Origin of the sequence: Agathobaculum faecis (assembly GCF_014287995.1) — a bacterium.
Taxonomy (GTDB): Bacteria; Bacillota; Clostridia; order Oscillospirales; family Butyricicoccaceae; genus Agathobaculum; species Agathobaculum ammoniilyticum.
Genome location: NZ_JACOPL010000002.1, coordinates 158,822 through 171,230, shown reverse-complemented (window position 1 = coordinate 171,230; position 12,409 = coordinate 158,822). Strand labels below are relative to the sequence as shown.

Genomic DNA, 12,409 nt, shown 5'->3' with positions numbered 1-12,409 from the left:
ACCCTTTTATGGCTTCGGCTCGTCCGGTGGGGCGCCTTTTTTCCTGCGTCGGCGGAACCGGAGCGCCGCACCGCCGCCCACGCCGGCCACGAGCAACAGCGGCCAGGCCGCGACCGCCCACAGCACCGCGCCGCGCACAAAGCCGGCCAGCCCGCGCCAGCCGCTCTGCGCCGCCTGCATGAGCTGCGCGCCAAAGCCCGTGCCGCCGGAAACCGCGGTCAGCGCCTGCACCTCGCGCAGCGATACCGTGATGGTTGCGAAATCGACCAGGTTATCGTAACGGCGTTTTTCGCCGGTCAGGCTGTCGATCTCATATTCGCAATCCGCCAGGGCGTTTTCCAGCGAGATGATGTCTTCCATCTGGGCGGCCTGGCCAAGCAACTCCACCAGCCGCTCATGCTTGGTCTGCAGCGTGGCCAGGCGCGTTTCGATATCGGTGTACTGCTCGGTCACATCCTCGCTCCAGCGGCTCGACGACACCACATGGCAGGTCTCGCCGAGTTGGGCGAAGCACGTCTCGAATTTCCCCTGCGGCACGCGCAGCGTATAGCTGGCGTACCGGCTGCCCAACTCGCCCGACACGCTGCTCGCCTCGATATAGCCGCCCGCGCCGGCTGCCAGCGCTTCGATATCCGCGCCGGCCTGGTCGAACGACTGCGTCTCCAGCGTCAGATCCGCGGACAGGATGAGCTTTGCGTTTTGCCGCACCGCGGCAAAATCAACCGTCCCGCCGCCCTCCGACGGCGCGGCCGCGCTCTCCGTCCAGCCGGCGTTGTTGTCCTCCGCCGCCGACGTGCTGCCGGAAGCGTCCGCGCCACCCGACGCGCCGCAGGCCGTCAGCGCCAGCAGCAGGACCAGCGCAGACAGCAGAGAAAACCCTCGTCTTTTCATATCAGGACACCCCTTTCCCTTTGTTGGTTATCCTGTTAGACGGGGATTATTTTCCCTCTGTTCCCGATTGTTTCCGCTTTGTAAACAGCTCTTTCGCGCCGATATACAGCAGGAACACGCCGAACGCCCGGCGCAGCCAGCCGGTATCCATGCGCGCGGCCGCAAGCGCCGCCGCGATCGAGGTCAGCACGCCCGCGGCCACGCACCACTTGACCGCGTCCTTCTGCACCAGCCCGTTTTTGATATGCGAATACAGCGCGGCGGGGGCGCAGGCGATAAAGTACAGCAGGTTGATCCCACCCGCCTGGTATTGGTCGACGCCTGCAAACAGCGTCAGATACAGCAGCAGGAGCGAGCCGCCGCCAATGCCGAAGCCGGACAGGATGCCGGTCAGCAGGCCGGCCGCCACCGCAATCACCGTCATCACAGCAGCAGCACCGCCCTTACGCCGCCATACAGAATCAGCAGCCCGAACACCCGCCTCAGCCAGACCATGCTCATTTTCTGGAAAATACGGCCTGCAATCACGCCGCCAACCGCGCCGCCCAGCAGATAGGGCCACGCCGCCGCCACATCCAGCCCGCCCTTCATCCAGTAGATCGCTGCCGATACCGCGCTGAGCGGCAGGATGACCGCGACCGAGGTCGCGAACGCGCGGCGCTGCTCCATGCCGCACCAGCTTACCAGCAGCGGCACCAGAAACAGCCCGCCGCCCGCACCGAAAAAGCCATTGGCCGCGCCCGCCAGCGCGCCCGTTACGGCATACCTGGTATTGTTTTTCATAAAAAAGCCCTCCGGCGACAGTTTGCGCCGGAGGGTCCTTTTTTATGTGCGTTTTCCGCCGTTACCAGATACCCAGCACGCGCTGCATCGCCAGGCTGACGCACGCGATGCCGACCCAGCAGCACAGCCCCATCAGGATCGGCTTGCCGCCCGTCCGGACCAGCTTGACGATATTGGTATTCAGGCCGATCGCGGCCATCGCCATGACGATAAAAAATTTGGACAGCGCCTTGAACGGTGAAAAAGCTGCCGCGGGTATGCCCGCCGCCGTGCAGACCGTCGTCACGACCGACGCCAGCACAAAGAACAGGATGAAAAACGGAAAAACCTTTTTGAGCGAAAACGTGCCACTCGTGACGCCGCGCGACTGTCTGGCCTTTGCCGCGCGCCAGACGGCAAGCGCCAGCGTGATCGGGATGATGGCGAGCGTGCGCGTCAGCTTGACGATGGTTGCGGTGTCCAGCGTATTGCTGCCATGGGCCCCGTCCCATGCCGCCGCGGCCGCCGTGACGGACGAGGTATCGTTGACCGCCGTACCCGCGAACAGCCCGAATCCATCGTTCGACAGGCCAAGCGCGCCGCCCAGCGTCGGGAAGGTCAGCGCGGCGATCACATTGAACAAAAAGATAACCGATATCGCCTGTGCAATCTCCTCATCGTCCGCGCCGATGACGGGCGCGGACGCCGCGATGGCCGAGCCGCCACAGATCGAGGAGCCGACGCCGACCAGGGTTGAAATATTGGCCTTCATCTTCAGCAGCCTGCACAGCAGGACCGACATGGCCAGCGAGGTCGTGATCGTGGACACGATGATCGGCAGCGACTGCGCGCCCACCTTGGCGATTTCGGACAGGTTCAGCCCGAACCCCAGCAGGATGACCGCGTATTGCAGGATTTTTTTGGAGGTGAAGGCGATCCCCGCCTGCATCCTGCCCTTATCGTTCCAGAAAAGTGTGAGTGTCATACCGATTAAAATAGCGAACACCGGCCCACCCACAACCGGCACCGCCTGTCCCAGCAGCCATGCCGGCACCGCGATGGCCAGACACAGCAGCAGTCCCAGACCGTTCTTTTTGAAAAATTCCATCTTTGCGTTACCTCTCTCCACATTGTTTCCCATTTTTGTCTGGAAATAGTATACGCCGCCGCTCTTATTATGTAAAATTATCATTCTTTATTTTATCATAATTTTATGTTATGATAAAGGCAGGAGCTGATCTCTATGTTGGATTTCCGTGTGGATACCTTTCTGGCGGTCTGCCGCTGCATGAGCTTTACGCGCGCCGCAGCCGCGCTGCATATTACGCAGCCCGCGGTCTCGCAGCACATTCGGGCGCTGGAGGCGCAGTACGGCGTCCGCTTTTTTTCCTTTGAGGGGAAAAAGCTGACCCTCACCGACGCGGGGCGGCTATTCCTGCGCACCGCGACCACCATGCGCCACGACGCGCAGCACCTGCGCGACGCGCTGGGCAGCCTGTCCGGCGGCGGGCGGCGGCTGGTGTTCGGCGCGACGCTCACCATCGGGGAATACGTCATGCCCGCCCCGCTCGCGCGCCTGCTGGCCGCGGAGCCGAACGTCAGTCTCCGCATGATCGTCGCCAACACCGCCGAGCTGCTGCGCGGACTTGATCGGGGCGACATTGATTTTGCGATTGTGGAGGGCTTTTTTGAAAAAAGCGAATACGACAGCCTGCCCTATCTGACCGAACGATATGTAGCGGTCTGCGCGCCCGGCTACCGTTTCCGGCAGCCAGTGCATACCCTGGAGGACCTGCTCGGCGAGCGCCTGCTCACCCGTGAGCCCGGCTCCGGCACGCGGGAGATCCTGGAGCGCCGCCTGCGGGAGCATAACCTGACCGTGCGGGACTTCCGCGCGGTCACCGAGATCGGCAGTCTGAACGCCATCAAAGCGCTCGTCCGCATGGGGCAGGGCGTCGCGTTCCTGTATGAGCCGACCGTCCGCGCCGAGCTGGAAAGCGGCGCGCTGCGTGAGATCGCGCTGTCCGGTTTTCCGGTCCTGCACGATTTCACCTTCCTCTGGCGGAAAAGCAGCGTGTTCGCGCAAACGTACCGCGAGATCTTCGACCTGCTGCGCACCGCGTCCGACAGCAAAAGGGAGGAAGCCTGAGGCTTCCTCCCTTTGATTTGTTTCTGCGGTTATTTGCCGGCCCAGTTTCCGGTCGCCAGCGCGGACAGATACGCGTTGATGAACCCGTCGATCTCGCCGTCCATCACGGCGCCAATGTTGGCGTTTTCAAAGCCCGTGCGCGTATCCTTGGCGAGCGTGTATGGCATAAAGACATAGGAGCGGATCTGGCTGCCCCATTCGATCTTCTTCTGGTCTCCCTTGATGTCCGAAATCTTTTCCAGATGCTCGCGTTCCTTGATCTCGACCAGCTTGGAACGCAGCATGCGCAGGCAGTTGTCCTTGTTCTGGAACTGGCTGCGTTCGGTTTGGCAGGAAACCACGATGCCGGTCGCCTTATGGATCAGGCGCACGGCGGAGGAGGTCTTGTTGATGTGCTGGCCGCCCGCGCCGCTCGACCGGAACACCTGCATCTCGTAGTCCTCGGGCTTGATCTCGAAGTCCGCCGAATCATCCGGAATATCCGGTATGACCTCGACCGCGGAGAACGAGGTATGGCGGCGGCCGGAGGCGTCGAACGGCGAAATGCGCACCAGGCGGTGTACGCCGGATTCACCCTTGAGAAAGCCGTAGGCGTTTTCACCCTCGATCAGGATGTCCGCGCTTTTCAGACCGGCCTCGTCCCCATCCTGATAGTCCATGATCTTATAGGTATAGCCGTGGCGCTCGGCCCAGCGGGTATACATGCGGTACAGCATCTCGCACCAGTCCTGGGCCTCGGTGCCGCCCGCGCCCGCGTGGAAGGACACCAGCGCGTTGTTTTTATCGTATTCGCCGGTAAGCAGGGTGGACAGCTTCTGCTCGGCCACGCCCTCCTCCAACTCCTGATAGCCGCTTTCCAGCTCTTCGAGCATGGACTCGTCGTTTTCCTCAATGGCCATTTCGCAGATGGTCAGCAGGTCCTCGCACAGGCTGCTCATACGCTCATAGGCTTCAATCTTGCCCTTGAGCGCGCCCATGCGGGAGACAATCTTCTGGCTCTCCTCCGGATTGTCCCAAAAGCCGGGCTGGGCGGACTTGATTTCCAGCTCCTCCACCTCGCGCTTTGCCTGCTCCATGCCCAGCGAGCGGTACAGTTCCTCCAGCTCGGGCTTCAGATTGTTCAGCTTGACCTTGTATTCCTCGAATTGCAGCATGCAAAATGCTCCTTCATGAATTTTTCAGTACCTTATAGTATAACGGCCCATCCCGCAAATGTAAAGATTTTTTCCAGTTTTGCTTGACAAATGCGGCGCCAGTCTCTATATTTAGGTCTGTATAAGTAAAAGGGAGTAGCTCACGCGCCTGTCCGGTGCGTGGTCGGCATCGCCATACCCGGCTGTTTTGGCAGCCCGTGTCGTTCCGGAAGCAGCGAGACTTTTATTGCTCAAGGCGCAATAAAAGTCTCTTTTTTTGCGTACAAATATGTTATTTTTTCTTAGGGGTGTTTTTTATGCAGTCATTCATCATGCTTGTTCTTGGCTTCGCGCTGCTCGTATGGGGCGCGGACAAATTTGTCGCGGGCGCGTCCGCGCTGGCGCGGCGGCTGGGGGTGTCGCCGCTGCTCGTCGGTCTGACCATTGTGGCGTTCGGCACCTCCGCGCCTGAGCTGGCGGTCAGCGTGACCGCCGCGCTCCAGGGCGCCAATGAGATCGCGGTCGGCAACGTCCTGGGCTCCAACCTGTTCAACCTGCTGGTCGTGGCCGGCCTTTCCGCGCTGATCTGCCCGCTGGTGATGGACCGCACGCTACTGCGGCGCGACTGGCCGCTGTCCCTGCTGGCGGCGGTCATGCTCTGCGCGATGATCGCGCCCGACCTGACCCTCTCGCGGCTCGAGGGCGCGGTGCTGCTCGCTGTGTTCGCACTGACGCTGTTCCTACAGATCCACGCCGCGCTGACGGGCCGCAGCCCGCTCGACGACGCGGCCGAGGATATCGTCATGCCGCCGCTGATGATCGGCGTGAATATCCTGCTCGGCCTTGCATGCATCATCCTGGGTGGGCAGCTCGCGGTAAGCGGCGCGACCGGCGTCGCGCGCATGTTCGGTCTGTCGGAAACGCTGATCGGCCTGACCATCGTGGCCATCGGTACGTCGCTGCCCGAGCTGGTAACCTCGCTGGTCGCCGCGCACAAGGGACAGAATGAAATCGCCATGGGCAACGTGATCGGCTCCAACATTTTCAACATCCTGCTGATCCTCGGCGTTTCGTCCGTGATTACGCCGATTCCGGTGCTGTCCACCTCGATCGTGGACTGCCTTGTCCTGATCGGCATCACCATCGTTTTTTACCTGCCCGCGCGCAGGGGCCGGCTCGGCCGCTTCCCCGGCGCATTGATGGCGCTGTGCTACATTGCATATACCGTGTATCTGATCGCGCGGTAGGCCACGCCCCCTGTTCACAAAAAATTTGTTTGTATCCGCGTATATATGTGGTATAATAGGTCTGATATGATGAAAAAGGGACGCGTATTCCCTCCTGAAAGGCTGAATCAAACAGATGGCAAATTTTTTGACCAAACTCTTCGGCTCCCATTCGAGTCATGAGCTGAAAAAGATCAATCCCATCGCGGACAGGGTCGACGCGCTGGAGGAGCAGTATAAAAAGCTGTCCGACGCCGAGCTGCGCGCCAAGACCGACGAGTTCAGAACCCGCTACCAGAACGGCGAAACGCTCGACCAGCTCCTGCCCGAGGCGTTCGCCACCTGCCGCGAGGCGGCGTGGCGCGTGCTGGGCATGCGGCACTACCGCGTGCAGGTTATCGGCGGCATCGTGCTGCACCAGGGCCGCATCGCGGAGATGAAAACCGGCGAAGGCAAGACGCTGGTCGCCACCCTGCCCGCATACCTCAACGCGATTGCCGGCAAAGGCGTGCATATCGTCACGGTCAACGACTACCTCGCCAAGCGCGACAGCGAGTGGATGGGCAAGGTCTACCGCTTCCTCGGCCTGACCGTGGGTCTGGTGATCCATGAGGTCGAGCCGGCCCGACGCAAAGCCATGTACGAGGCGGATATCACCTACGGTACGAACAACGAGTTCGGCTTCGACTACCTGCGCGACAATATGGCGATCTACAAGCAGTCCATGGTGCAGCGCGGCCATGCGTTCGCCATCGTGGACGAGGTGGACTCCATCCTGATCGACGAGGCGCGTACCCCGCTGATTATTTCCGGCCAGGGCGAGCAGTCCTCCGCGCTGTACCAGCTCGCGGACCGCTTCGCGGCCGGCCTCAAGCAGCTTCGCGTCAAGGAGGTTGACGCCAAGGAGGAGCAGGACGATATCGACGCGGACTATATCGTGGACGAAAAGGCCCGCACCGCAACCCTGACCCCGCACGGCCAGGCCAAGGCGGAGGCGTATTTCCAGGTGGCCAATCTGTCCGATCCGGAGAACACCACGCTGCAGCACCACATCAACCAAGCCATCAAGGCGCGCGGCGTCATGCAGCGCGATGTGGACTATGTCGTGCGCGACGGGCAGATCATCATTGTCGACGAGTTCACCGGCCGCCTGATGTTCGGCCGCCGCTATAACGAGGGCCTGCACCAGGCGATCGAGGCCAAAGAGGGCGTCAAGGTCCAGCACGAGAGCAAGACGCTCGCCACCATCACCTTCCAGAACTATTTCCGCCTGTACGGCAAGCTGTCCGGCATGACCGGCACCGCGCTGACCGAGGAGGAGGAGTTCCGCCACATCTACAAGCTGGACGTAATCGAGATCCCCACCAACAAGCCGGTCGCCCGCAAGGACAATCCGGACGCGGTGTACAAGAACGAGCGCGGCAAGATCAAAGCCACCATCGCGCGCATCGAGGAATGCCATGCCAAGGGTCAGCCCATCCTGGTCGGCACGGTGTCCATCGAGAAATCCGAGGAGCTATCCAAGATCCTCAAGGCCAAGGGCATCAGGCACACCGTCCTGAACGCCAAGTATCACGAGCGCGAGGCGGATATCGTCGCGCAGGCGGGCAAGCCGGGCGCGGTCACGATCGCGACCAACATGGCCGGCCGCGGCACGGACATCATGCTCGGCGGCAACGCCGAAACCATGGCGCTCGACGAACTGAAGAAGGGCGATTACACCCCCGAGCTGCTCTACGAGGCCAACGGCCACGCGGAAACCGACGACCCCGAGGTACTCGCCATCCGCGCGAAGTTTGAAGAGCTGTACCGGAAATACAAGCAGGAAACCGACGCGGACGCGGAAAAGGTGCGCGCGGCGGGCGGCCTGTATATCCTGGGTACCGAGCGGCACGAATCCCGCCGCATCGACAACCAGCTCCGCGGCCGTGCCGGCCGTCAGGGCGACCCGGGCGAATCCTCGTTCTATATCTCGCTTGAAGACGACCTGATGCGCCTGTTCGGTTCGGAAAAGATCCAGAATATGATGGATTCCCTCGGCATCGAGGAGGACGAGCCGATCGACCAGAAAATCCTGTCCGGCGCGATCGAAAACGCGCAGAAAAAGATCGAATCCCGCAACTTTGCCACCCGTAAGCATGTGCTTGAGTACGACGACGTGCTCAACACCCAGCGCCAGACCATCTACAGCCAGCGCCTGCAGGTGCTTGAGGGCAAGGATGTCAAAGACAGCATTGTCAAAATGATCGACGACACCATCGCCCGCGCGGTACACGCGGCGGTCGGTGAGCATACCGTCATCGAGCCTGCGATGGTCGAGCAGGCACGGCGACCGTTCCTCGGCGTATTCCTGCGGCCGGAGGACTGCACGTTCACGCCCGAGGAGTGCGACGACCTGACCGCGGACCAGCTCACCAACGTGCTGGCGGACCAGGCGCACCGCGTCTACGAGGCAAAGGAGCAGGCGCTCACACCGCCGATCATGCGCGAGCTGGAGCGCGTGGTGCTGCTGAAAAATGTGGATACCAAGTGGATGGACCATATCGATGCGATGACCGAGCTGCGCAACGGCATCGGCCTGCGCGCATACGGCCAGCACGATCCGGTGGTCGAGTACAAGCGCGAGGGCTTCGACATGTTCGACGCGATGATCGACGCCATCCGCGAGGACACCGTGCGCATGATCTTCCTGGCGCAGGTGCGCACCCGCGAGGAGCCCAAGCGCGAGCAGGTCGCCAAGGAGACGAGCGCCGCCGGCGCGTCCGACGGCACGGCCAAGCCCGAGCCCAAGCGCGTGGGCAAAAAGATCGGCCCGAACGATCCGTGTCCGTGCGGCAGCGGCAAAAAGTACAAAAAATGCTGCTACCTCAAGGCGGATAACCCATATAAATAAAAGCGCCCCGCGGCCTGCCGCGGGAAAAAGGAGGGCGGCCCGCCGGGCTGCCCTCCCCTTTTTATTCCTCCCGCCTGCCGCCGGCCTGTTGCTGCCGGCGTCTGAAATCCAGATAGCCCTGCAGGATCAGCGACGCGGCGACCGCGTCCACACTCTCGCGGTGCTTTTTGCTCTTTTTGCCGCTCTGGTGCAGGATATCGTGCGCGGCGACCGTGGTGCGCCGCTCGTCCCAGAGCGTCACCGGCCGGCCGGTGCGCTCCTCCAGCGTGCGCGCCAGCGCCTCGCACTTTTCCGCGCGCGGCCCCGCCGTGCCGTCCATGTTTTTCGGCCAGCCCAGCACGATCTCCTCGATCCTGTTTTCCGCGACAAATGCCACCAGCCGGTCCACCAGCCTTTCATAATTCCATTCGTGGATGACGCTCGGCGAGCCGGCCAGAAAGCCCGATGGGTCGGAAACCGAAAGGCCGGTACGCGCGTCGCCGTAATCGACGCCCAAAATACGCATATGTATACTCCTATATCTTGTGGTTAAACTCAGTATATCATAAAAACATAAAAATTTCAGCACTTTTTCGCAAAAAAACCTTGACCGCCCACCACCCCCATGCTATACTGAAAGAACCTATGCAGGTTCTTTTTTTGCGCCCATTTTTCGCGTGTCTCGGAAAATGGCGCCGGAACACTGGCAAAGGGAGGCAAACAGTCCCGCGCCCATGCCGCAGGGGTATGGGATGGGGCGAAATATTAAAAGGAGGTGCCGTTATTTATGCGCGTTAAGATTACGCTCGCCTGCACGGAGTGCAAGCAAAGGAACTATGACACGAACAAGAACAAGAAGAACGATCCGGACCGTCTGGAAATGAACAAGTACTGCCGTTTCTGCCGGAAGCACACGCTGCACCGCGAGACGAAGTAAGAGAAAGGAAGTAGCTTCATGGCTGAAGAAACCAAGGTTAAGAAGCCCGGTCTCTTTGCACGGATTGGCAAGTGGTTCCGCGAACTGAAAAGCGAGTGCCGCAAGATCGTCTGGCCCACCCGCCAGCAGACAGTGAACAATACGCTTGTCGTTATCGCCTGCGTTATCGTCATCGGTATCTTTATCTGGATCCTTGACCTCGTATTCAATCTCGGCATCCAGACGCTGCTTACGCATTTCGCCGCCTAAAAGGAGGCATTTATGTCAGACGCTGCAAAATGGTATGTGGTCCACACATACTCCGGCTACGAAAACAAGGTAGCCTCTTCGATCGAAAAAGCGGTCGAAAACCGCAAGCTGCACGACCTGATCCCCGCGGTCAACATCCCGACCGAGACCGTCACCGAGGTCAAGGACGGGAAAAGCCGCGAGGTCGAGCGCAAGCTCTTCCCGGGCTATGTGCTCGTCAAGATGGTCATGACCGACGAAACCTGGTACCTGGTCCGCAACACGCGCGGCTGTACCGGCTTTGTCGGGCAGGACAAGTCCGGCGGCTCCAAGCCGATCCCGCTGACCGAGGACGAGATCGCCGCGATGGGCGTGGAGAAGCGCGAGATCGAGGTCAACTACGCAGTGGGCGACAGTGTGCGCGTCATCGACGGGCCGCTGGCCGGCTTTATCGGCGTCGTTTCGGCCCTTGAGCCGGACAAGAACAGGGTAAACGTCACGGTTTCCATGTTCGGGCGCGAAACCCCTGTCGAGCTTGAGCTCGACCAGGTGGAAACACTCGAGGAGTGATCCACCGGAACGCACGTTCCGTTTTCACGGCAAGTGGGAGAGTATGAACGCATACTCGCCAGCCACCACATTTTTTGAAGGAGGAACCTTTCGACATGGCACAGAAAGTAGTAGGTTATATCAAGCTCCAGATTCCCGCGGGCAAGGCGACCCCGGCTCCCCCGGTCGGTCCGGCCCTCGGCCAGCATGGCGTTAACATCATGGCCTTTACCAAGGAATTCAACGAGCGCACCAAGAACGATGCCGGCATGATTATTCCGGTTATCATCACGGTCTACGCGGACCGTTCGTTCAGCTTCATCACCAAGACCCCGCCGGCGCCGGTCCTCATCAAGAAGGCCTGCGGCATCGAATCCGGTTCGGCTGTACCGAACAAGACCAAGGTCGCCAAGCTTTCCAAGGCGGACTGCCAGAAGATCGCGGAGACCAAGATGCCCGACCTGAACGCCGCTTCCCTGGAAGCCGCGATGAGCATGATCGCGGGTACCGCGCGCTCGATGGGCATTACCGTCGAGGAATAATTTAAGAATAAGCTGAATGGATTTTGACCGCGCTTTTTGCAGGCGCCGGTCAAAGTGGGAGGGTTAGGTTTAGCCTATTCCCGCATTACCACTTAAGGAGGATTTATTGTGCATAAAGGTAAAAAGTATGTAGACAGCGCAAAGACGATCGACCGCACCCGTCTGTACGATCCGTCCGAGGCGCTCTCCACCGTTATTTCGACCGCAAAGGCCAAGTTCGACGAAACCATCGAGCTGCACGTCAAGCTGGGCGTTGACTCCCGCCACGCGGACCAGCAGGTGCGCGGCGCGATTGTGCTGCCGCACGGCACCGGCAAGAACGTGCGCGTCGCTGTTTTCGCCAAGGGCCCCAAGGCGGACGAGGCGCTGGCCGCCGGCGCCGATATCGTAGGCGCGGAGGACCTGATGGAGCGCATCCAGAAGGAGAACTTCTTTGAGTTTGACGTGGTTATCGCCACGCCGGACATGATGGGCGTTGTCGGCCGCCTGGGCCGCGTGCTCGGCCCCAAGGGCCTGATGCCGAACCCGAAGGCGGGTACGGTTTCCATGGACGTTGCCAAGGCCGTTCAGGAGTCCAAGGCCGGTAAGATCGAGTACCGTCTGGACAAGACCAACATCATCCACTGCCCGATCGGCAAGGCGTCCTTCGGCACGGAAAAGCTGCAGGATAACTTTGACGCGCTCATGGGCGCGATCATCAAGGCCAAGCCGGCCGCGGCCAAGGGCCAGTATATCCGCTCCTGCGTCGTGGCCTCCACCATGGGGCCGGGCGTCAAGGTGAACGCGGCGAAGATGATGGGCTAAGCCCCATTGCGGCATAACCGACCCACAGGGATGCAAAAAGCGCGCCATACGGCGCGCTTTTTATTTTTCGGGGATTTCATAATGGTATTTCTTGAGCAGGTCCTCGATGGCTTCGTCCAGCAACCGAGATTTGGGAATCCGCGTCTGCTGTGCCAAGCCATCAAACAGAGGAACCAGCTCATTTTTCAGCGATGAAGTAAAACGTTTTCTATATTTCAAGTACGGTTCAGCCATAATAGCGCCCTCCTGCCTACTATTATACCGATGCAATAAGTTTAATGTAATTGGTTGCAAATAGTCATTATATAGTGTATAC

The 12,409-nt window shown here is 60.5% G+C and carries 15 protein-coding genes; 8 read left to right on the top strand and 7 right to left on the bottom strand.

Annotated elements, in window-relative coordinates:
- Nucleotides 1-6: 6 nt before the first annotated feature.
- The 4 genes from H8S45_RS02815 to H8S45_RS02800 form a co-directional block, all read right to left on the bottom strand.
- Complete coding sequence (locus H8S45_RS02815) at nucleotides 7-891, bottom strand: DUF4349 domain-containing protein (RefSeq protein WP_147573784.1); 885 nt, start codon at nucleotides 889-891, stop codon at nucleotides 7-9.
- Between the two features lie 46 nt (nucleotides 892-937).
- Entirely contained in the window at nucleotides 938-1,315 is a 378-nt protein-coding gene (locus H8S45_RS02810; RefSeq protein ID WP_054326508.1) for a sulfite exporter TauE/SafE family protein, read from the bottom strand.
- Nucleotides 1,315-1,674, bottom strand: a complete 360-nt coding sequence (locus tag H8S45_RS02805) for a sulfite exporter TauE/SafE family protein (RefSeq protein ID WP_054326509.1) — start codon at nucleotides 1,672-1,674, stop codon at nucleotides 1,315-1,317. Before H8S45_RS02805 ends, H8S45_RS02810 begins: the two co-directional genes overlap by 1 nt.
- Before the next feature lie 61 nt (nucleotides 1,675-1,735).
- Nucleotides 1,736-2,761, bottom strand: a complete 1,026-nt coding sequence (locus tag H8S45_RS02800; protein ID WP_147573783.1) for a YeiH family protein — start codon at nucleotides 2,759-2,761, stop codon at nucleotides 1,736-1,738.
- Between the two features lie 135 nt (nucleotides 2,762-2,896).
- Here H8S45_RS02800 and H8S45_RS02795 point away from each other — a divergent pair, with 135 nt between their 5' ends.
- Nucleotides 2,897-3,802: a LysR family transcriptional regulator gene (locus tag H8S45_RS02795; RefSeq protein ID WP_147573782.1), complete on the top strand. Its 906-nt coding sequence runs from the start codon at nucleotides 2,897-2,899 to the stop codon at nucleotides 3,800-3,802.
- 29 nt (nucleotides 3,803-3,831) lie between these two features.
- Here the strand turns inward: H8S45_RS02795 and prfB are convergent, their stop codons facing one another.
- A complete protein-coding gene (prfB, locus tag H8S45_RS02790) occupies nucleotides 3,832-4,956 on the bottom strand; it encodes a peptide chain release factor 2 (RefSeq protein WP_054326510.1) in 1,125 nt (374 codons plus the stop codon).
- 296 nt (nucleotides 4,957-5,252) lie between these two features.
- Here prfB and H8S45_RS02785 point away from each other — a divergent pair, with 296 nt between their 5' ends.
- Together H8S45_RS02785 and secA are read left to right on the top strand one after the other, a co-directional pair.
- Nucleotides 5,253-6,182, top strand: a complete 930-nt coding sequence (locus H8S45_RS02785; RefSeq protein WP_107631417.1) for a calcium/sodium antiporter — start codon at nucleotides 5,253-5,255, stop codon at nucleotides 6,180-6,182.
- 115 nt (nucleotides 6,183-6,297) lie between these two features.
- The gene (gene secA / locus H8S45_RS02780; protein WP_107631416.1) at nucleotides 6,298-9,054 is read left to right on the top strand and encodes a preprotein translocase subunit SecA; all 2,757 of its coding nucleotides are present in this window, start codon (nucleotides 6,298-6,300) and stop codon (nucleotides 9,052-9,054) included.
- 61 nt (nucleotides 9,055-9,115) lie between these two features.
- Here the strand turns inward: secA and ruvX are convergent, their stop codons facing one another.
- On the bottom strand, nucleotides 9,116-9,559 hold the full coding sequence (ruvX, locus tag H8S45_RS02775) for a Holliday junction resolvase RuvX (RefSeq protein ID WP_054326511.1): 444 nt from the start codon (nucleotides 9,557-9,559) through the stop codon (nucleotides 9,116-9,118).
- 261 nt (nucleotides 9,560-9,820) lie between these two features.
- Here ruvX and rpmG point away from each other — a divergent pair, with 261 nt between their 5' ends.
- From rpmG to rplA, 5 genes are all read left to right on the top strand, one after another.
- On the top strand, nucleotides 9,821-9,970 hold the full coding sequence (gene rpmG, locus H8S45_RS02770; RefSeq protein WP_054326512.1) for a 50S ribosomal protein L33: 150 nt from the start codon (nucleotides 9,821-9,823) through the stop codon (nucleotides 9,968-9,970).
- 18 nt (nucleotides 9,971-9,988) lie between these two features.
- Complete coding sequence (gene secE, locus H8S45_RS02765; RefSeq protein WP_054326513.1) at nucleotides 9,989-10,219, top strand: preprotein translocase subunit SecE; 231 nt, start codon at nucleotides 9,989-9,991, stop codon at nucleotides 10,217-10,219.
- A gap of 12 nt (nucleotides 10,220-10,231) precedes the next feature.
- Nucleotides 10,232-10,768 carry a transcription termination/antitermination protein NusG gene (gene nusG / locus H8S45_RS02760; protein WP_054326514.1) on the top strand — a complete coding sequence of 179 codons (537 nt, stop codon included), beginning with the start codon at nucleotides 10,232-10,234 and terminating at the stop codon, nucleotides 10,766-10,768.
- Nucleotides 10,769-10,863: 95 nt separating this feature from the next.
- Nucleotides 10,864-11,289 carry a 50S ribosomal protein L11 gene (rplK, locus tag H8S45_RS02755; RefSeq protein WP_054326515.1) on the top strand — a complete coding sequence of 142 codons (426 nt, stop codon included), beginning with the start codon at nucleotides 10,864-10,866 and terminating at the stop codon, nucleotides 11,287-11,289.
- Nucleotides 11,290-11,397: 108 nt separating this feature from the next.
- Nucleotides 11,398-12,093, top strand: coding sequence for a 50S ribosomal protein L1 (gene rplA / locus H8S45_RS02750; protein WP_147573781.1), 696 nt, complete (start codon nucleotides 11,398-11,400; stop codon nucleotides 12,091-12,093).
- A 60-nt stretch (nucleotides 12,094-12,153) separates the two neighbouring features.
- On the opposite strand, the gene H8S45_RS02745 is transcribed toward rplA, so the two are convergent.
- Nucleotides 12,154-12,327, bottom strand: a complete 174-nt coding sequence (locus H8S45_RS02745) for a ribbon-helix-helix domain-containing protein (protein ID WP_107631413.1) — start codon at nucleotides 12,325-12,327, stop codon at nucleotides 12,154-12,156.
- Nucleotides 12,328-12,409 lie beyond the last annotated feature (82 nt).

Coding starts and splice junctions, on each gene's coding strand:
- H8S45_RS02815 (WP_147573784.1), bottom strand. CDS start 891: ATGAAAAGACGAGGGTTTTCTCTGCTGTCTGCGCTGGTCCTGCTGCTG.
- H8S45_RS02795 (WP_147573782.1), top strand. CDS start 2,897: ATGTTGGATTTCCGTGTGGATACCTTTCTGGCGGTCTGCCGCTGCATG.
- secE (WP_054326513.1), top strand. CDS start 9,989: ATGGCTGAAGAAACCAAGGTTAAGAAGCCCGGTCTCTTTGCACGGATT.
- H8S45_RS02745 (WP_107631413.1), bottom strand. CDS start 12,327: ATGGCTGAACCGTACTTGAAATATAGAAAACGTTTTACTTCATCGCTG.
- nusG (WP_054326514.1), top strand. CDS start 10,232: ATGTCAGACGCTGCAAAATGGTATGTGGTCCACACATACTCCGGCTAC.
- H8S45_RS02785 (WP_107631417.1), top strand. CDS start 5,253: ATGCAGTCATTCATCATGCTTGTTCTTGGCTTCGCGCTGCTCGTATGG.
- rpmG (WP_054326512.1), top strand. CDS start 9,821: ATGCGCGTTAAGATTACGCTCGCCTGCACGGAGTGCAAGCAAAGGAAC.
- H8S45_RS02805 (WP_054326509.1), bottom strand. CDS start 1,674: ATGAAAAACAATACCAGGTATGCCGTAACGGGCGCGCTGGCGGGCGCG.
- prfB (WP_054326510.1), bottom strand. CDS start 4,956: ATGCTGCAATTCGAGGAATACAAGGTCAAGCTGAACAATCTGAAGCCC.
- H8S45_RS02810 (WP_054326508.1), bottom strand. CDS start 1,315: ATGACGGTGATTGCGGTGGCGGCCGGCCTGCTGACCGGCATCCTGTCC.
- rplK (WP_054326515.1), top strand. CDS start 10,864: ATGGCACAGAAAGTAGTAGGTTATATCAAGCTCCAGATTCCCGCGGGC.
- H8S45_RS02800 (WP_147573783.1), bottom strand. CDS start 2,761: ATGGAATTTTTCAAAAAGAACGGTCTGGGACTGCTGCTGTGTCTGGCC.
- secA (WP_107631416.1), top strand. CDS start 6,298: ATGGCAAATTTTTTGACCAAACTCTTCGGCTCCCATTCGAGTCATGAG.
- ruvX (WP_054326511.1), bottom strand. CDS start 9,559: ATGCGTATTTTGGGCGTCGATTACGGCGACGCGCGTACCGGCCTTTCG.